This is a genomic window from Pantoea sp. BJFS-204 (genome assembly GCF_049310725.1).
In the GTDB taxonomy this organism is placed as follows: Bacteria; Pseudomonadota; Gammaproteobacteria; order Enterobacterales; family Enterobacteriaceae; genus Pantoea; species Pantoea agglomerans.
Genome location: NZ_JBMOWE010000005.1, coordinates 213,850 through 230,473, shown reverse-complemented (window position 1 = coordinate 230,473; position 16,624 = coordinate 213,850). Strand labels below are relative to the sequence as shown.

At 56.3% G+C, this 16,624-nt stretch carries 17 protein-coding genes; 8 read left to right on the top strand and 9 right to left on the bottom strand.

Annotated features, from left to right (window positions below; genetic code table 11):
* Window positions 1-204 precede the first annotated feature (204 nt).
* Both nrdD and nrdG read left to right on the top strand, forming a co-directional pair.
* On the top strand, window positions 205-2,343 hold the full coding sequence (gene nrdD, locus ACO6VX_RS15785; RefSeq protein ID WP_422458193.1) for an anaerobic ribonucleoside-triphosphate reductase: 2,139 nt from the start codon (window positions 205-207) through the stop codon (window positions 2,341-2,343).
* Window positions 2,340-2,807 (top strand): anaerobic ribonucleoside-triphosphate reductase-activating protein, encoded by a 468-nt coding sequence (gene nrdG / locus ACO6VX_RS15780; protein ID WP_346455483.1) that lies wholly within the window; start codon window positions 2,340-2,342, stop codon window positions 2,805-2,807. Before nrdD ends, nrdG begins: the two co-directional genes overlap by 4 nt.
* Here the strand turns inward: nrdG and ACO6VX_RS15775 are convergent.
* Complete coding sequence (locus tag ACO6VX_RS15775) at window positions 2,799-3,434, bottom strand: NAD(P)H-binding protein (RefSeq protein ID WP_033759652.1); 636 nt, start codon at window positions 3,432-3,434, stop codon at window positions 2,799-2,801. The genes nrdG and ACO6VX_RS15775 overlap by 9 nt on opposite strands.
* 144 nt (window positions 3,435-3,578) lie before the next feature.
* Between ACO6VX_RS15775 and ACO6VX_RS15770 the strand changes: the two genes are divergently transcribed.
* On the top strand, window positions 3,579-4,100 hold the full coding sequence (locus ACO6VX_RS15770) for a type 1 glutamine amidotransferase domain-containing protein (RefSeq protein WP_010251739.1): 522 nt from the start codon (window positions 3,579-3,581) through the stop codon (window positions 4,098-4,100).
* 34 nt (window positions 4,101-4,134) lie between these two features.
* Here ACO6VX_RS15770 and ACO6VX_RS15765 read toward each other — a convergent pair whose 3' ends face one another.
* Window positions 4,135-4,563: a YhbP family protein gene (locus tag ACO6VX_RS15765; protein WP_033780617.1), complete on the bottom strand. Its 429-nt coding sequence runs from the start codon at window positions 4,561-4,563 to the stop codon at window positions 4,135-4,137.
* Window positions 4,564-4,638: 75 nt separating this feature from the next.
* Between ACO6VX_RS15765 and ACO6VX_RS15760 the strand changes: the two genes are divergently transcribed.
* Window positions 4,639-4,932 carry a GIY-YIG nuclease family protein gene (locus tag ACO6VX_RS15760; RefSeq protein WP_031292823.1) on the top strand — a complete coding sequence of 98 codons (294 nt, stop codon included), beginning with the start codon at window positions 4,639-4,641 and terminating at the stop codon, window positions 4,930-4,932.
* On the opposite strand, the gene ACO6VX_RS15755 is transcribed toward ACO6VX_RS15760, so the two are convergent.
* Entirely contained in the window at window positions 4,916-5,422 is a 507-nt protein-coding gene (locus ACO6VX_RS15755) for a GNAT family N-acetyltransferase (protein ID WP_010251747.1), read from the bottom strand. The genes ACO6VX_RS15760 and ACO6VX_RS15755 overlap by 17 nt on opposite strands.
* Window positions 5,416-5,940 (bottom strand): ubiquinone anaerobic biosynthesis accessory factor UbiT, encoded by a 525-nt coding sequence (ubiT, locus tag ACO6VX_RS15750; RefSeq protein ID WP_163763152.1) that lies wholly within the window; start codon window positions 5,938-5,940, stop codon window positions 5,416-5,418. The genes ACO6VX_RS15755 and ubiT overlap by 7 nt, the downstream gene beginning before the upstream one ends.
* A gap of 204 nt (window positions 5,941-6,144) precedes the next feature.
* Here ubiT and ubiU point away from each other — a divergent pair, with 204 nt between their 5' ends.
* The 3 genes from ubiU to ACO6VX_RS15735 all read left to right on the top strand — a co-directional run bounded on the left by ubiU (window position 6,145) and on the right by ACO6VX_RS15735 (window position 9,159).
* Window positions 6,145-7,140, top strand: a complete 996-nt coding sequence (ubiU, locus tag ACO6VX_RS15745) for a ubiquinone anaerobic biosynthesis protein UbiU (RefSeq protein ID WP_422458192.1) — start codon at window positions 6,145-6,147, stop codon at window positions 7,138-7,140.
* A 9-nt stretch (window positions 7,141-7,149) separates the two neighbouring features.
* Window positions 7,150-8,028, top strand: a complete 879-nt coding sequence (locus ACO6VX_RS15740) for a U32 family peptidase (RefSeq protein ID WP_422458191.1) — start codon at window positions 7,150-7,152, stop codon at window positions 8,026-8,028.
* A 120-nt stretch (window positions 8,029-8,148) separates the two neighbouring features.
* Window positions 8,149-9,159 carry a luciferase-like monooxygenase gene (locus ACO6VX_RS15735; RefSeq protein ID WP_010251755.1) on the top strand — a complete coding sequence of 337 codons (1,011 nt, stop codon included), beginning with the start codon at window positions 8,149-8,151 and terminating at the stop codon, window positions 9,157-9,159.
* Here the strand turns inward: ACO6VX_RS15735 and ACO6VX_RS15730 are convergent, their stop codons facing one another.
* Window positions 9,160-10,080 (bottom strand): AraC family transcriptional regulator, encoded by a 921-nt coding sequence (locus tag ACO6VX_RS15730; protein WP_022625283.1) that lies wholly within the window; start codon window positions 10,078-10,080, stop codon window positions 9,160-9,162.
* Window positions 10,081-10,254: 174 nt separating this feature from the next.
* Between ACO6VX_RS15730 and ACO6VX_RS15725 the strand changes: the two genes are divergently transcribed.
* Window positions 10,255-11,001: an SDR family NAD(P)-dependent oxidoreductase gene (locus tag ACO6VX_RS15725; protein ID WP_422458190.1), complete on the top strand. Its 747-nt coding sequence runs from the start codon at window positions 10,255-10,257 to the stop codon at window positions 10,999-11,001.
* Between the two features lie 55 nt (window positions 11,002-11,056).
* On the opposite strand, the gene ACO6VX_RS15720 is transcribed toward ACO6VX_RS15725, so the two are convergent.
* The 4 genes from ACO6VX_RS15720 to pnp all read right to left on the bottom strand — a co-directional run bounded on the left by ACO6VX_RS15720 (window position 11,057) and on the right by pnp (window position 16,328).
* On the bottom strand, window positions 11,057-12,997 hold the full coding sequence (locus ACO6VX_RS15720) for a DEAD/DEAH family ATP-dependent RNA helicase (protein WP_010251762.1): 1,941 nt from the start codon (window positions 12,995-12,997) through the stop codon (window positions 11,057-11,059).
* Between the two features lie 16 nt (window positions 12,998-13,013).
* Window positions 13,014-13,070 carry a protein YrbN gene (yrbN, locus tag ACO6VX_RS15715; protein ID WP_098053093.1) on the bottom strand — a complete coding sequence of 19 codons (57 nt, stop codon included), beginning with the start codon at window positions 13,068-13,070 and terminating at the stop codon, window positions 13,014-13,016.
* Window positions 13,071-13,175: 105 nt separating this feature from the next.
* Window positions 13,176-14,060, bottom strand: a complete 885-nt coding sequence (gene nlpI, locus ACO6VX_RS15710; protein ID WP_010251765.1) for a lipoprotein NlpI — start codon at window positions 14,058-14,060, stop codon at window positions 13,176-13,178.
* Between the two features lie 129 nt (window positions 14,061-14,189).
* Complete coding sequence (gene pnp, locus ACO6VX_RS15705) at window positions 14,190-16,328, bottom strand: polyribonucleotide nucleotidyltransferase (protein WP_010251767.1); 2,139 nt, start codon at window positions 16,326-16,328, stop codon at window positions 14,190-14,192.
* Between the last annotated feature and the right edge of the window lie 296 nt (window positions 16,329-16,624).

Below are 16,624 nucleotides of genomic sequence, written 5' to 3'. Positions count from 1 at the left end.
TGATTAAAGTTGCTGCACGCCAATCCGCCAGTGGATCCTGCAGGAAACCTGAACCAGCACCCGATTTTTTACATCAGCCAGAGTTTTCCAGCGGGTTGAGGCTTCCTTGTTTCAGGTCAAATCTGATCGCAATAATTCTCAGCAATCACTACATGTAGCGAATAGAATCCTTTCGACCCCTATATGTAGTTTATGGAGAGAGAAATGGCGACGGTGGTAATCAAGCGTGATGGATGCCGGACAGGCTTTGATGCGCAGCGTATTGAGCAGGCCGTGGCGGCGGCGGCACGGGCAGCCGAAGTAGAAGACGCGGCCTGGTGCGCGCAGGTCGCTGAGCGCGTGGCATTGCGGCTGGCCGATTGTCCGGAAGTGGATATCCGTGAAATTCAGTGTGCGGTTGAAGAAACGCTGATGGCGGGTCCTTACCCTCAACTGGCCCGCGCCTACATTGAATACCGCCACGATCGCGATGTCGCCCGCGATCGTCAGAGCCAGTTACATCACGCCATCCGCGGGCTGGTAGATCAGACCAATGCGGCGCTGCTGAACGAGAATGCCAACAAAGACAGCAAAGTGATCCCGACGCAGCGCGATCTGCTGGCCGGGATCGTGGCAAAACACTACGCACAGCAGCAGATCCTGCCACGCGATGTGGTGCTGGCGCACGAGCGCGGCGAGATCCACTATCACGATCTCGACTACTCCCCTTTCTTCCCGATGTTCAACTGCATGCTGATCGATCTGAAAGGCATGCTGACCAACGGTTTCAAAATGGGCAATGCTGAGATCGAGCCGCCTAAATCGATCGCCACCGCCACCGCCGTGACGGCGCAGATCATCGCGCAGGTCGCCAGCCATATTTACGGCGGCACCACCATTAACCGTATTGATGAAGTGCTGGCCCCGTTTGTTGAGCAGAGCTATGCCCGACATCTGGCGATTGCGGAGCAGTGGCAGATCCCGCAGGCCGAGCAGTATGCGCGCCAGCGTACGGAGAAAGAGTGCTACGACGCCTTTCAGTCGCTGGAGTATGAGGTGAATACTCTGCACACCGCCAACGGCCAGACGCCGTTTGTCACCTTTGGTTTTGGTCTGGGGACGGACTGGGCGGCCCGGCTGATTCAGCAGTCGATTCTGCTTAACCGGCTGGCCGGACTGGGTAAAAATCGCAAAACGGCGGTGTTCCCTAAACTGGTGTTCAGCATTCGCGAAGGCGTCAACCGCCGGGCGGGCGACGTTAATTACGACATCAAACAACTGGCGCTGGAGTGCGCCAGCAAGCGGATGTATCCCGACATCCTCAATTACGATCAGGTGGTTAAAGTCACCGGCTCGTTTAAAACCCCAATGGGCTGCCGTAGCTTCCTTGGCGTTTATGAAGAGAACGGCGAGCAGATTCATGAGGGCCGCAACAATATCGGGGTGATCAGCCTGAACCTGCCGCGCATCGCACTGGAAGCGGGCGGGGATGAAACGCGCTTCTGGACGCTGCTCGATGCGCGACTGCAGCTGGCTAAGCGGGCGCTGATGACGCGGGTGGCGCGGCTGGAGAAGACCAAAGCGCGCGTCGCGCCCATCCTCTATATGGAAGGCGCCTGTGGCGTTCGGCTGAATGCGGATGATGAAGTCGGCCCTATTTTCCGTAATGGCCGTGCGTCGCTGTCGCTGGGCTATATCGGCCTGCATGAAACCCTGAATGCGCTCAGCGGCGGTCATCAGCATCCTTACGATGACGCGGCTCTGCGCGCCAAAGGCGTGGAGATCATTGCTTACATGCGCGATGCCACCGAGCGCTGGAAAGCTGAAACAGGCTATGGGTTCAGCCTTTACAGCACGCCAAGCGAGAATCTGTGCGACCGCTTCTGCCGTCTTGATGCGGCGCAGTTTGGCCTGGTGCCAGGCGTTACCGACAAGGGCTACTACACCAACAGCTTCCATCTCGACGTTGAGAAGAAGGTCAATCCTTACGACAAAATCGACTTTGAAGCGCCCTATCCGCCGCTGGCGAATGGCGGATTCATCTGTTACGGCGAATACCCGAATGTGCAGCACAACCTCAAGGCGCTGGAGGATGTCTGGGATTACAGCTACGACCGCGTGCCCTATTACGGCACTAATACCCCGATTGATGAGTGCTACGAGTGCGGCTTCAACGGCGAGTTCACCTGTACCAGCCGCGGCTTCACCTGTCCGAATTGCGGCAACCACGATCCGGCGCGCGTCTCCGTCACCCGGCGGGTCTGCGGCTATCTGGGCAGCCCGGATGCGCGGCCCTTTAATGCCGGTAAACAGCAGGAAGTGCAGCGTCGGGTGAAGCATCTGTCTGAAGGACCGCTGGGATGATGCATATCCATCGCTACTATGATGTGGATATCGTTAATGGACCTGGCACCCGCTGCACGCTGTTTGTCGCTGGTTGCGAACATCAGTGTCGCGGCTGCTACAACCAGAGCACCTGGCGGCTTGATTCCGGCGTGCCCTTTACGCTTGCGATGGAGGAGCAACTGCTGGCGGATTTGCAGGACACCCGCATTCCGCGCCAGGGATTGTCGCTGAGTGGTGGCGATCCGCTGCATCCGCATAACGTGCCGCACATTCGCCGTCTGGTGAAACGGGTGCGACAGACGTGTCCCGGTAAAGATATCTGGCTCTGGACCGGTTACCGGATGCAGGAGCTGAATGCGGCGCAGCGCGCTGTGCTGGCCTATCTCGACGTGCTGATCGATGGCCGTTTTGTCGAAGAGGAGAAGGATGCCACGCTGCAATGGCGCGGCAGCCGTAATCAGATTATCTGGCAGTTACGCTGAGTGGCGCGGGATTTCGCCGGACTCAATGATATTGACGCTCTCACTCCCCGGCGTAAAAGCCTGCTGGTGCAGACAGCGTGCCACGTCGTGCGCGCTGACCGCCCGCCAGTTGCCCGGCAGCAGCGAAAACAGCGGTCCCGCCAGGCTTTCACCCCGGCGCTTCTGCGCACGATCCCCAAGCAGCAATGAAGGCCGCACCAGCGTCAGGCGCGGCCAGCCCTGATGGCGCAGCGCATTCTCCATTTCGCCTTTGACGCGATTGTACAAAAACGGCGAGTGACGACTGGCCCCGTGCGCACTGACCACCAGCATCTGCTTCGCCCCCAGACGTAATCCGCTTAACCCGCTGTCCACCACCAGGGTGTAATCAACGTGGATAAAAGCCTGTTTACTGCCCGCCTGCTTACGCGTGGTGCCCAGGCAGCAGAACACCGTGTCCAGCGAACTTTGCAGCGGCCCGAGGACATCGGTGAGATCGGCCTCAACCGGATTCACCACCTTGTTCATCGCGGGCAGTGGCCGACGGGTTGGCGCGATGATCTCATCGACGCGTGGATCCTCAATCAGTAAGCGCAGCAGATGCGACCCGACTAAGCCGGTGGCACCGGTCAGTAATACGCGATTCATCTCAGATTCATCCTTATTTCACTGCTGACTGGTTAAAAGATAGCTGATCTTAACGGGCTGGCTTGCGTTCTCACTCTCAGCGACCAGGCTTATAGCGTTATCCGGAAAGCGCGTCTCGCGCTCCACATGCTGAAGGAGGAAAAAATGAGCAAGAAAGTGGCGGTTTTAATTACCGATGAATTTGAAGACTCAGAATTTACCTCACCTGCGGAAGTTTACAAACGCGCTGGTTTTGAGGTGGTTACCATTGAGAAACAAGCCGGTAATGTCGTTAAAGGCAAGAAAGGCGAAGCGGAAGTGACCATCGATCGCAGCATTGATGACGTCAGCCCGGCTGAATTTGACGCCCTGCTCCTGCCTGGCGGTCACTCGCCCGATGCCCTGCGCGGCGACGATCGTTTTGTTGCTTTTACCAAAGAGTTTGTCGCCAGCGGCAAGCCAATTTTTGCCATCTGCCACGGGCCACAGCTGCTGATTAGCGCTAACGGCGTGCGCGGTCGCAAGATGACAACCGTTAAAGCCGTTGCCATTGACCTGATCAATGCCGGTGCCGACTTCCATGATAAGGAAGTGGTAGTAGACGACGATAAGCTGGTCACCAGCCGCACCCCGGCCGATTTACCGGCCTTTAATCGTGAATCCCTGCGGATCCTCGAAGCGCTGTAAGCCGCGACGCCCTTTTCTGCTGAAAAGGGCGTTTCTATTTCTCCCGCTGCCAGGCAATTTTCTTGCCGAATCCCAGCGCATTATCCGTCATCTTCACTTCATCCAGCACAATCTCCCACAGCGGTGCCGACACTTTGCGTGAGACCGGAAAACGTTTCTGGTAAGCGGCTCTGGCGATCTGCTCTGTTGACTCTTCCAGCCGTTTGACATGGCCACGATACTGCACGCCTTTAATCAGCAGCACACTTCTGGGCTGGCCATTGACGGTGCCCGCAACCTGCGGATTCTGCACCATTAACTCACCGTGGCGGGTATCGGGTTCCGTCATGATCCAGAAGGCCATGCGCGTCTCGTCAAAGACGTAGTAGCAGTTAGCGCACCACAGTTGATCGTCGGCGGTACAGCAGAGTGAAAGCACATGCTGCTTTCTTAGATAGCGAACCAGATGGGCGTGATCGGACAAGATAAACTCCTGGCGGTGCACCGGAGAGTGAAGCGCGCTACACTGCCCGGCACCTTTTTTTGGGAAATGATTGCGATGAGTCAGCAGTGGCAACTCTACATCGTCCGTACGGCGAAAGGGAGCCTGTACACCGGTATCACCACGGATGTGGTGCGTCGGGTCGCTCAGCACCAGAGCGGACGCGGCGCCCGCGCGCTGCGCGGCAAAGGGCCGCTGGACCTGGTGTTTCACTGTGACGCGGGCGATCGCGCCAGCGCCTCCAGGCTGGAGTATCAGGTCAAGCAACTGACCCGCCAGCAGAAATTACTGCTGGTGGCGGGCCAGCCCGGCTGTCTGGAGAGCTGGCTGGGTATTACGGCTGGCGATTAAAGGGTTCGGCGTAGTCGATCTGCCCTTCCGCCCCGTCATACGCATTATCGGCCAGACGGTAGACCTGGAACGTTGCCTCTGTACCCGGCCAGCGGCTGCGCAGGCCGTGGCGTGCCGCCGGTTCAAAACCAAAACGGTTGAACAGCGCCGGATCGCCCAGCACCACTACCGCGCTGTAGCCAAATTCATTGAGCGTATCCAGCCCCTCATAGATCAGCTTGCTGGCAATACCCTGACCGCGCAGCGTCTCATCGACGGCCAGCGGTGCCAGCCCAACCCAGCCGCGATCTTCACCCTGAACGCTGACCGGACTGAATGCGGCATAACCCAGCACCTGTCCCTCGTCATCCGTCGCGACCACGCCTAAGGTCAGCAAGCCATCTTCACGCAGCGCCTGAGTCAGTTCCGCCTCTGCAGAGGTACTGAAGCAGCGTCTGAGCAGCGCGTCGATGCCTGCGGCATCCACGCCAATTTCACTACGAATCAACATGCAGCACCTGCGCGCGCCTGAGCGGCCTTCGCGTCCTGTTTCATGCCGGCGTCGACAAATGCCGCCATCTGCTCAATTGCCGTGCGTAACGCGGTGGGCATAGCCTCGGGTTCAATAGCATCCATTACGTTCTTCACCTCAAGTCCCAGTTCAGTGTCACCTTCAATCACCAGCCGGCGTTGAAAGAACAGCATGTCGGGATCTGCTTTACGTGCTGCCACCAGCAACAGATCATTGGCATTGCCCCGAAACCAGACATCCGCTTCGGACTGTTGCAATACCGCCAGTCGGCCGTCCTGCAGCGTGGTTATCCATTGCAGATTGAGATCGGCAATTTCAATACCCAGCAGGCGACCATCCAGAAAGTCTAACTCACCTTCAGCCAAAGCATGACGAAATTGCCAGTTTAAGAGTTGTTGCAGAAGCAACTTTTTGATCGGGAATGGGGTGAACGCAGCGGGTAACCCTAAGATTTTAGGACCGTTTTTCACACAATGGGCATGTATCCGCTCTAACACTTTCGTCACTCCCTTCAGAAAATTTTACGTATATTGCCATATCCTTTTCTGCGCGCCTCCTCTGAGATCAATAAAAACCGCTGCCATGCAGGTAAAAAAAGCGCCGCCGGGCGGATGAATTTGAATTTCACTGCCCCAAATCAACACGCAGCCCGGACCAGATGCCTAGACTCGACGCCCATCTGCATGTTGAGAGGAATATCTATGGAACTGCTCTGCCCGGCAGGAAACTTACCCGCAGTGCGCACCGCTGTAGAGAATGGCGCTGATGCGGTGTATGTGGGGCTGAAAGATGACACCAATGCCCGTCATTTTGCGGGTCTGAATTTCACCGATAAGAAACTAGCCGAAGCCGCGCGTTATCTTCATCAGCATCGCCGCAAACTGCATGTCGCGATCAACACCTTTGCCCATCCGGATGGCATGGGCCGCTGGCAGCGGGCGATTGATGTGGCGGCGCAAAACGGAGCCGACGCGCTGATCCTGGCGGATATCGCCACGCTGGAGTATGCCGCGACGCGCTATCCCCAGGTTGAACGTCATCTTTCTGTACAGGCTTCGGCAACCAATCTGGAGGCGATTCGCTTTTACCATCGCCACTTCAATCTGCAGCGTGTGGTGCTGCCGCGCGTGCTGTCGATTCACCAGGTTAAACAGCTGGCGCGCAGCACGCCGGTGCCGCTGGAGGTGTTCGCCTTTGGCAGCCTGTGCATCATGGCGGAAGGCCGCTGCTACCTCTCTTCCTGGCTGACCGGTGAATCACCTAACAGCGCCGGTGCCTGCTCTCCGGCGAAGTTTGTGCGCTGGCAGCAGACGCCGCAGGGCATGGAGTCACGTCTTAATGAAGTGTTGATCGATCGCTACGCCCCGGACGAAAGCGCGGGTTATCCGACACTTTGCAAAGGACGCTATATGGTTAACGACAAGCGTTATCACGTGCTCGAGGAGCCCACCAGTCTGAACACGCTGGAGCTGCTGCCGGAACTGCTGCGGGCTGGCATCGCCTCGGTGAAAATCGAAGGCCGTCAGCGCAGCCCTGCCTATGTCGCTGACGTGGCGTGCGTCTGGCGTCAGGCAATTGATCGCTGCAAGGCGCAGCCGGAACAGTTTGAAGTTGCACCACAGTGGATGCAGACGCTGGGCGATCTCTCAGAAGGTTCGCAAACCACGCTGGGTGCTTATCACCGTGAATGGCAATAAGGAGTCATGATGCAATATGCCCTTGGGCCGGTGCTCTGGTACTGGCCGACCGATACGCTGGAAGATTTTTACCAGCAGGCTGCCCGCAGTAGCGCGGATATTATCTACCTTGGCGAAGCGGTGTGCAGTAAACGTCGCGCCACGCCCTATGCCCGCTGGATGGCGCTGGCTCGTGAACTCGCGGCCAGCGGCAAACAGGTGGTGCTGAGCACGCTGGCGCTGCTGCAATCGCCCTCTGAGCTGAAAGAGCTGCAGCGTTACGTAGAGAACGGTGATTTCCTGATTGAAGCCAATGATATCGGCACGGTAAACATGGCCGCTGAGCGTCATCTGCCCTTTGTCGCGGGTCCGACGCTCAATGTTTACAACGCCGACACGCTGCAGCTGCTGGTCAAAGAGGGCATGACGCGCTGGTGTATGCCGGTGGAGATGTCACGTGACTGGCTGCTACAGCTGCTGGAGCAGTGCGAGACGCGGGGTATCCGGCAGCAGTTTGAGGTGGAGGTGCTGGGCTACGGTCATCTGCCGCTGGCGCTCTCAGCGCGCTGCTTCACCGCCCGCTCGGAAAACCGCGCGAAAGATGATTGCGAAACCTGCTGTATCAACTATCCGACAGGCCGGCGCGTCAACTCCCAGGAGGGGCAGCAGGTGTTCGTCCTCAATGGCATTCAGACCATGAGCGGCTACTGTTATAACCTGGGTAACGATCTGGCTGGTATGCACGGCCAGGTCGATTGCATACGGCTCTCGCCGCAGGATGTGACGACGCTGGCAGAGATCGACCGTTTCCGCGCCAATGAAAACGGTCACGCTCCGCTAATGGTCGCGAAAGGCAGTGATTGTAACGGTTACTGGCGCAAACTGGCGGGCATGACGCTGGCATCCTGAATAAAAGCACATACCGGCTATATTCCTGCTGAGGTTAGCAGTTTTAATATAAGGAATGATGCGTAATACTAAATGGTGCAGGCTTTAACTTAACGCCTGCGCCATACAACGGGAGTAGTCATGTCTGATAAAAAACCTCTTCGCCTGTCCGTGCTGGATCTCGCGCCGATTCCACAGGGCGCGACCGCTCGGGATGCGTTCCATAATTCGCTGGCGCTGGCGCGTCAGGCTGAAAAACTGGGCTATCAACGCTACTGGCTGGCTGAACATCACAACATGACGGGGATTGCCAGCGCAGCCACCTCCGTGCTGATTGGCTATCTGGCGGCGAATACCGAGACTCTGAAGCTGGGCTCCGGCGGCATTATGTTGCCTAACCATGCGCCGCTGGTAATCGCCGAGCAGTTTGGTACGCTGGCCTCTCTCTATCCTGGCCGTATCGATCTCGGCTTAGGTCGCGCGCCAGGTTCTGACCAGCGCACCATGATGGCACTACGCCGTCATCAGGCCAACATGCACATCGACACGTTCCCCGAGGATGTGGCTGAACTGATTAGCTGGTTCGATGCCGAAGCGGATGCGCAGCCGCCGGTGCAGCCGGTACCCGGTCTGGGCCTGCAGATCCCGGTCTGGCTGCTCGGCTCCAGTCTCTACAGCGCACAGCTTTCAGCGAAAATGGGCCTGCCGTTTGCGTTTGCCTCCCATTTTGCCCCTGACCAGCTGTTCCAGGCGCTGCACGTCTACCGCGAAAACTTCCAGCCATCGGCGCGTCTCGACAAGCCTTATGCCATGGTCTGCATTAACGTGATCGCCGCAGACAGTGAGCGTGATGCGCGCTTCCTGTTTACCTCGCAGCAGCAGCAGTTTATTAACCTGCGTCGCGGCAAACCGGGCCCGTTACCGGCACCGGTTGAAAACATGGATAACCTCTGGTCGCCATCAGAACAGTATGGTGTACAGCAGGCGCTCAGCATGTCGCTGGTCGGCGATACGGACAAAGTGCGTCATGGGCTGGCCTCGCTGATGCGTGAAACCCAGGCGGATGAAATTATGGTCAATGGCCAGATTTTTGATTCCGAAGCGCGCCTGCGCTCCTTCGCCATTGCGATGGAAGCGGCTAACAGCCTGTAATCAGTTCTGCGGTGGGCGCAATCTCTCCGGGCTCACCGCCAGCTGACGACTATCCCTGGCCGGAGATTGCCCATACAGGCGGCGATACTCCCGGCTGAACTGTGACGCGCTCTGATACCCCACCCGATAGCCTGCCGTACCGGCATCCAGCTTTTCCACCATCATCAAACGTCGCGCCTCATTCAGCCGCAGTTGTTTCTGGTATTGCATCGGCGTCATAGCCGTCACGGCTTTGAAGTGATGATGCAGCGAAGAGATGCTCATGCCGACACTGCTGGCGAGCCGATCGATCTTCAGCGGCTGATGAAAGTTTTCCCGCAGCCAGCGGGCAGCCTGCGCGACCCGGTTGCCCGGCCGCTCAGCCAGCGCCATATTCAGGATGCGCGAACCTTCCGGCCCGGTCAGCAGCCGATAGAAAATCTCCTGCTCAATGAGCGGGGCCAGCGCCTCAATGTCCTCAGGATGGTCAAGCAGGCGTACCAGCCGGATAACCGCATCCACCAGCAAAGGTGAGACCTTATGCACGGTGACGCCGCGTTCACTGTCTGGTGTCACCAGCGGCAGCGTCGGGGGAAACTGTTCGAGGTAGCGCATCAGCCGGGATTCATTGATGGCAATACCAATCCCCAGATTGGGTTTTTCCGGCGTGGCGACGGTGACGCAGGCGCGCACCGGCATATCCAGCGTCACCAGCAGCAGATCGCCCGGACCATAGTGCAGCACCTCATCACCGATATGCAGCGCCTTACCGCCCTGTGCCACCAGGGCAAAACTGGCCCATTGAGCAAAGTGCATTGGCTCAGTCGGTGCTGAAACCCGGCCAAAAAACAGGCAATCTATGGCGCTGGAATGCCGCCCATCCTCCGGAGCATGACGGGCAATTAACTGCGCCAGCCCCTGCCACTTCTCACTCTCTGTCACTGTGTTCTCCCCTCCCGCTATCTGTGCTGATATTACCTGACGCTGAGCGGAATACCTGGCCCGTTGCGTTACTTTTGCAGGATCGTGCAAGAAGCTTGCAGGATTGCACTACCCGCTTTTCGGCACCAGCGCGCATAGTCTTTCGACGCAATCATTACGGCGGAGAACAACATAATGAAGGCACTGCAGAATAAAATCGCGCTGGTAACAGGCGCCTCAAAAGGCATTGGTGCGGCGATTGCCATCGCTTTTGCCGCGGCTGGCGCCCGCGTCGTGGTCAATTATCGTCAGGATGAAGTGGGAGCGGCTGACGTGGTCAGCGATATCGCCAACCTGGGCAGTGAAGCCGTGGCGGTACAGGCAGATATCTCTCTCCTGCAGGATGTGGAACGGCTCTTCGCCACCACCGCAGAGTGCTTCGGCGCGCCCGACATTGTGGTGAACAATGCGGGCAGCTTTCATCACGGCGAGTTTGCGGCGCTGACGCTGGAAGAGATGCAGCAGCAGATTAACGTTAACCTGCTGGGTACGCTGATGGTCTGTCAGCAGGCGATTCATCACTTCCCGGCGCACGGCGGCAGCATTATTAATCTCAGCGCCCTGAACAGTAAAAACAGCACGCCAGGTTCCGTGCTCTGGGCGGCAACCAAAGGCGCAGTGGATACCCTGACCCAGGGACTGGCGCGCGAGCTGGGCGCAAAGAACATCCGGGTTAACGCCCTGGCATCAGGCATGATTCTGACGGAGGGATTACTGGCCGCGAAGAGAATGAGCCCACAGCTCAAAGCGCAACTGCTGGCAGCCACGCCGCTGGGACGCTTTGGTCTGCCGGAAGATGTGGCGCAGGTTGCGCTGTTTCTGGCCTCTGAAGAGTCCGCCTGGGTCAGCGGCGAGCGCGTGATGATTAGCGGCGGTGCCTGACAGGCATAAAAAAAGGGAAGCCATTGGCTTCCCTTTTTGTTACGACGCTAAGTCGTTATGCATCACGACGACGTGGAGCGGCGGCTGCGCCCTCTTCACGACGTGGACCACGGCTACCTTCACGGTTGAAAGTACGTCCGCCGCCTTCACGACCACCTTCACGGCGTTCAGAAGAGAAGCGACGACCACCTTCACGGTTAGCTGCGCCCGGACCGCCTGCACCTGGACCGCTGCGACGCTCACCGCCAGCACCAGCTGGACGACGGTCACCACGGCCTTCGTTCGGCTGTGCATCACCCAGTAACTGCATATTCATCGGCTTGTTCAGAATACGGGTACGGGTAAAGTGCTGCAGCACATCGCCTGGCATGCCTTTCGGCAGCTCGATAGTCGAGTGGGTACCGAACAGCTTGATGTTACCGATGTAACGGCTGCTGATGTCGCCTTCGTTAGCGATAGCGCCAACGATGTGACGAACTTCAACACCATCATCGCGGCCTACTTCGATGCGGTACAGCTGCATTTCGCCAACATCACGACGTTCGCGACGTGGACGATCGCCATCACGGCTTTCGCGGTTTTCACGCGGAGCACGAGAATCGCCACGCGCTTCACGGCTGTCACGACGGCCATCACGCTCGTCACGATCGCGGTATTCGCGACGTGCCGGACGCGGTGCTTCTGGTGGCAGAATCAGAGGACGTTCGCCCTGTGCCATCTTCAGCAGTGCGGCTGCCAGTGTTTCCAGATCCATTTCGTCTTCTGGCTGCATTTTAGCCAGCAGAGCACGGTACTGATCCAGATCGCTGCTTTCCAGCTGCTGCTGAACTTTAGCAGCAAACTTAGCCAGACGACGCTCACCCAGCAGTTCTGCGTTAGGCAGTTCTACCTCAGGAATGGTCAGCTTCATGGTACGTTCGATGTTACGCAGCAGACGGCGTTCGCGGTTCTCAACGAACAGCAGCGCACGGCCAGCACGACCAGCACGACCGGTACGGCCGATACGGTGAACGTAAGATTCTGAGTCCATCGGGATGTCGTAGTTAACAACCAGGCTGATGCGCTCAACGTCCAGGCCACGGGCCGCAACGTCGGTTGCAATCAGAATGTCGAGACGACCATCTTTCAGGCGCTCAAGCGTCTGCTCACGCAGAGCCTGGTTCATATCACCGTTCAGCGCGGCGCTGTTATAGCCACTACGTTCCAGTGCTTCTGCCACTTCCATGGTTGCGTTTTTGGTACGCACGAAGATGATGGCAGCATCAAAGTCTTCTGCTTCCAGGAAGCGAACCAGTGCGTCTGTTTTACGACCGTAAGCGGTCCAGTAGCTCTGGCTGATATCAGGACGCGTGGTCAGACTTGACTGAATACGCACTTCCTGTGGATCTTTCATGAAGCGTTTGGTGATACGACGAATCGCTTCCGGCATGGTTGCAGAGAACAGCGCGGTCTGATGATCGGCTGGAATTTGCGCCATGATGGTTTCAACGTCTTCGATGAAGCCCATGCGCAGCATTTCGTCTGCTTCATCCAGCACCAGGCCACGCAGGTTAGAAAGGTCTAACGTGCCGCGTTTCAGGTGGTCAAGCAGACGGCCAGGCGTACCCACAACAACCTGTGGTCCCTGACGCAGTGCGCGCAGCTGCACGTCATAACGCTGGCCGCCGTAAAGGGCAACCACGTTCAGGCCACGCATGTGTTTAGAGAATTCGGTAACTGCTTCAGCAACCTGTACCGCCAGTTCGCGGGTAGGTGCCAGCACCAGGATTTGTGGCGCTTTAACAGTAGGATCAATGTTATGTAACAGCGGCAGAGAGAACGCCGCGGTTTTACCACTCCCGGTCTGCGCCATGCCTAACACGTCACGGCCCGCCAGCAGGTGAGGAATACACTCAGCCTGGATTGGGGATGGCTTTACGTAGCCCATGCCATTCAGTGATTCAAGGATGTCGGCGTTCAGGCCAAGGTCAGCAAAAGTGGTTTGAATATCAGTCATGTAGTACACGTGCCTCTTAGATTGCGGCGGCCAGTCTACATAACTCGTCGTGAAAACTTTCAGTCATTTTCATCAAAAAGTGTGAACCGGCTCAAATTAAAAGTTTTGACGAACAGAAAAGCCTTCATCCTTTAAGATGATGACTTAACAGGTTTTACAGGCAAATTAAGTTCGTCAGCTATTGCTGGTCAGATTCTGATAAATCGTCTTGTGCCTGGCCGAGTTGCGCCAGTTCCAACAATGCGTATCGGTGTTCAACAAAGTTATTGACGTTGTTGGCCACCGCCAGTTTGAACAACGCTTTCGCGTCGTCCTTCTCCCCCAGACTTAGGTAGTACTTACCTAAATAGAAGTTGGTTTCACTGAGATGTTCAGCGAGCGAGGTGTTATCCGTTGCGTCCGCCTTGAGACTTTCCATCAACGTTTTCTCGTTGATATCTCCAAGGTAGAACTCGACAATATTCCATCCCCATTGATCTCTGACCGCTTTGTCGTGACGCTGTTGAAGCGCGACTTTTGCCTTGTCGACATCCATCTCACGTTCAACGAGATAGAGCCACAAACTGCGGAAAGGATCGTTAGGATCGTCTTGATAAAACGCCAGCAGATCATCTTGCGCTAACTTGTATCGACCGCCGTAATAGAGGGCGATGCCACGGTTTAAATGCGCATAGTTGTAAGTTGGATCAAGCTCAAGTACAGAATCAAACGCTTCATAGGCGGCATCAAAGTTGCCCGCCTGCGTTAAATATATGCCTAAGTAGTTAAACACTTCGGGCATATCTGGTCTTATAGACAGCGCTTGCGAAAAATCGTTCCGCGCTAATGCCCGCAGACCTAAACTATCATACAACACTCCGCGCTCATATAACAGCTGTGCGCGTTCATCATCGGTGAGAGCGCGACTGGCAAGAATTTGTTCCATGCGCGCCAGTATCACTTCCTGCTGCAGTGTGGGCTGTAAAGGCACTGCAAGAACTTCGTTCTTACGCCAATTGGAGTTGCTGCATCCTGCCAGCGTCAAAGCTGTCGCAACAAAACACCAGCGCAGAAAAGGCTTCATTTCCCACTCCCGAATACAAACATTGGGATAACCATCCTGTCATCCGCCTGCTGTGCACAAGGATTCCCGCCCTCGCGATGATACAAACGCCCCTCTCTGCCAGGCAGAGAGGGGCAAATCAGCAACGACTTATTCAGCAGCGTCAGGCGTGGTCACCGCGACAGCTTCTTCAGCCTGCGGCTTAGATTCTGTCGCTTCTTTGATGCTCAGGCGTACACGGCCCTGGCGATCAACTTCCATCACCTTAACCGGTACTTCCTGACCCATCTGCAGATAGTCGGTCACTTTCTCAACGCGCTTATCAGCGATTTGTGAAATGTGAACCAGACCTTCTTTACCGCCGCCGATTGCAACGAAAGCGCCGAAGTCAACGATACGGGTCACTTTACCACTGTAAACGCGGCCCACTTCGATCTCTGCGGTAATCTCTTCGATACGACGAATCGCTTCTTTCGCTTTCAGACCATCAGTCGCAGCGATTTTCACGGTGCCGTCATCTTCAATTTCAATCGTTGTGCCGGTCTCTTCGGTCAGTGCACGAATCACTGAGCCGCCTTTACCGATCACATCTTTGATCTTGTCAGAGCTGATTTTGATGGTGTAAATGCGTGGTGCGAATTCAGAAATCTCAGTACGCGGCGTGCTGATAGCCTGTTCCATAACGCCCAGAATGTGCAGACGTGCACCCCGGGCCTGGTTCAGCGCTTCCTGCATGATTTCACGCGTGATGCCTTCGATTTTGATGTCCATCTGCAGCGCGGTGATACCTTCACGGCTACCGGCTACTTTGAAGTCCATGTCGCCCAGGTGATCTTCATCGCCCAGGATGTCAGACAGAACAACAAACTTCTCATCTTCTTTCACCAGACCCATTGCGATACCGGCAACGGCGGCTTTGATTGGCACACCTGCATCCATCAGCGCCAGTGAGGCACCGCAGACAGAGGCCATTGAAGAAGAGCCGTTAGATTCGGTGATTTCAGAAACAACACGAATGGTGTAAGGGAAATCTTCCGCTTTAGGCATTACCGCTAACACGCCGCGCTTCGCCAGACGACCGTGACCAATCTCACGTCGCTTCGGCGAACCTACCATGCCGGTTTCGCCGACAGAGTATGGAGGGAAGTTGTAATGGAACAGGAAGCTGTCGGTACGTTCGCCCATCAGCTCATCAAGGTTCTGCGCATCGCGGGTCGTACCCAGCGTTGCAGTAACCAGTGCCTGCGTCTCACCACGGGTGAACAGTGATGAACCGTGTGTACGTGGCAATACGCCAGTACGCACGTCCAGACCCCGGATCATATCTTTTTCACGACCATCGATGCGTGGCTCGCCATTCAGGATGCGAGTACGAACGACGGTTTTTTCAAGGCTATGCACGATGTCGCCGATTTCTGAACCATCCAGCGTTTCATCTTCAGCCAGCAGCGCAGCGATGGTTTCGTCTTTAATGACGCCAACCTGGGTGTAACGCTCCTGCTTGTCAGTGATGCGGTAAGCATCGCTGATGCGCGCTTCTGCCAGGGCAGCAACGCGAGAAATCAGTGCGGTATTGGCCGCTTCTGGCTGCCAGTCCCAGCGTGGTTTGCCCGCTTCAGCAACCAGAGCATTAATGTTTTCGATAACAATCTGCTGCTGGTCGTGACCAAAGACCACGGCGCCCAGCATCTGCTCTTCTGACAGGATCTCAGCTTCAGATTCAACCATCAGAACGGCATTCTGCGTACCGGCAACCACCAGATCCAGACGAGACTGTTTCAGCTCATCTGCGGTTGGGTTCAGGACATATTGATCGTTGATGTAACCAACACGCGCAGAACCAATTGGGCCATTGAACGGCAGACCAGAAAGCGCCAGTGCAGCAGAAGCACCGATCATGGCAACGATGTCCGGATGAACCTGTGGGTTCACAGAGACAACAGTGGCGATAACCTGAACTTCGTTAACAAAACCTTCCGGGAACAGCGGACGAATCGGGCGGTCAATCAGACGCGAAATCAGGGTTTCGCCTTCGCTTGGACGGCCTTCACGACGGAAGAAGCTGCCTGGGATACGACCAGCAGCGTAAGTACGCTCCTGATAGTTCACGGTCAGTGGGAAGAAATCCTGACCTGGTTTAGATTTTTTCTGACCTACTACAGTGACGAATACTGCAGTATCGTCCATGCTCACCATAACAGCGGCTGTCGCCTGGCGAGCCATCATGCCGGTTTCCAGCGTGACGGTATGTTGACCATATTGGAATTTGCGTACGATCGGATTCAGCAAAATCAAAGTCCTTAACTTCGGGGCATGGCTATCTGTAGCCCGCCATTGATTACCAATCTTCAGTTGCATCCTCGCGACTAATGACAACCCTCGACCGCCCCTGCGGTAAAGCCTCTCATTAGCCGCGCGAAATTCTGCAAACTAAAGATCACACTAAGCAACAATACATCAGTTTGGTCCGGATTGCTGCCGATTGCTCGAAAAAAGGGGCCATAAAGGCCCCCTCTTCACGAAACTCGCACAAATCTGATCGTAAGCTGCACAGAGTGCAAAAGCCCGCATAATGCCCCGACGAT

What these genes read in the sequence shown, in the direction of transcription:
- nrdD (WP_422458193.1), top strand. Translation starts at nt 205, where the DNA reads ATGGCGACGGTGGTAATCAAGCGTGATGGATGCCGGACAGGCTTTGAT.
- ACO6VX_RS15725 (WP_422458190.1), top strand. Translation starts at nt 10,255, where the DNA reads ATGAAGGCACTGCAGAATAAAATCGCGCTGGTAACAGGCGCCTCAAAA.
- ACO6VX_RS15755 (WP_010251747.1), bottom strand. Translation starts at nt 5,422, where the DNA reads ATGTTGATTCGTAGTGAAATTGGCGTGGATGCCGCAGGCATCGACGCG.
- ACO6VX_RS15760 (WP_031292823.1), top strand. Translation starts at nt 4,639, where the DNA reads ATGAGTCAGCAGTGGCAACTCTACATCGTCCGTACGGCGAAAGGGAGC.
- ACO6VX_RS15735 (WP_010251755.1), top strand. Translation starts at nt 8,149, where the DNA reads ATGTCTGATAAAAAACCTCTTCGCCTGTCCGTGCTGGATCTCGCGCCG.
- nlpI (WP_010251765.1), bottom strand. Translation starts at nt 14,060, where the DNA reads ATGAAGCCTTTTCTGCGCTGGTGTTTTGTTGCGACAGCTTTGACGCTG.
- ACO6VX_RS15740 (WP_422458191.1), top strand. Translation starts at nt 7,150, where the DNA reads ATGCAATATGCCCTTGGGCCGGTGCTCTGGTACTGGCCGACCGATACG.
- ACO6VX_RS15770 (WP_010251739.1), top strand. Translation starts at nt 3,579, where the DNA reads ATGAGCAAGAAAGTGGCGGTTTTAATTACCGATGAATTTGAAGACTCA.
- ubiU (WP_422458192.1), top strand. Translation starts at nt 6,145, where the DNA reads ATGGAACTGCTCTGCCCGGCAGGAAACTTACCCGCAGTGCGCACCGCT.
- ACO6VX_RS15775 (WP_033759652.1), bottom strand. Translation starts at nt 3,434, where the DNA reads ATGAATCGCGTATTACTGACCGGTGCCACCGGCTTAGTCGGGTCGCAT.
- nrdG (WP_346455483.1), top strand. Translation starts at nt 2,340, where the DNA reads ATGATGCATATCCATCGCTACTATGATGTGGATATCGTTAATGGACCT.
- ACO6VX_RS15720 (WP_010251762.1), bottom strand. Translation starts at nt 12,997, where the DNA reads ATGACTGATATTCAAACCACTTTTGCTGACCTTGGCCTGAACGCCGAC.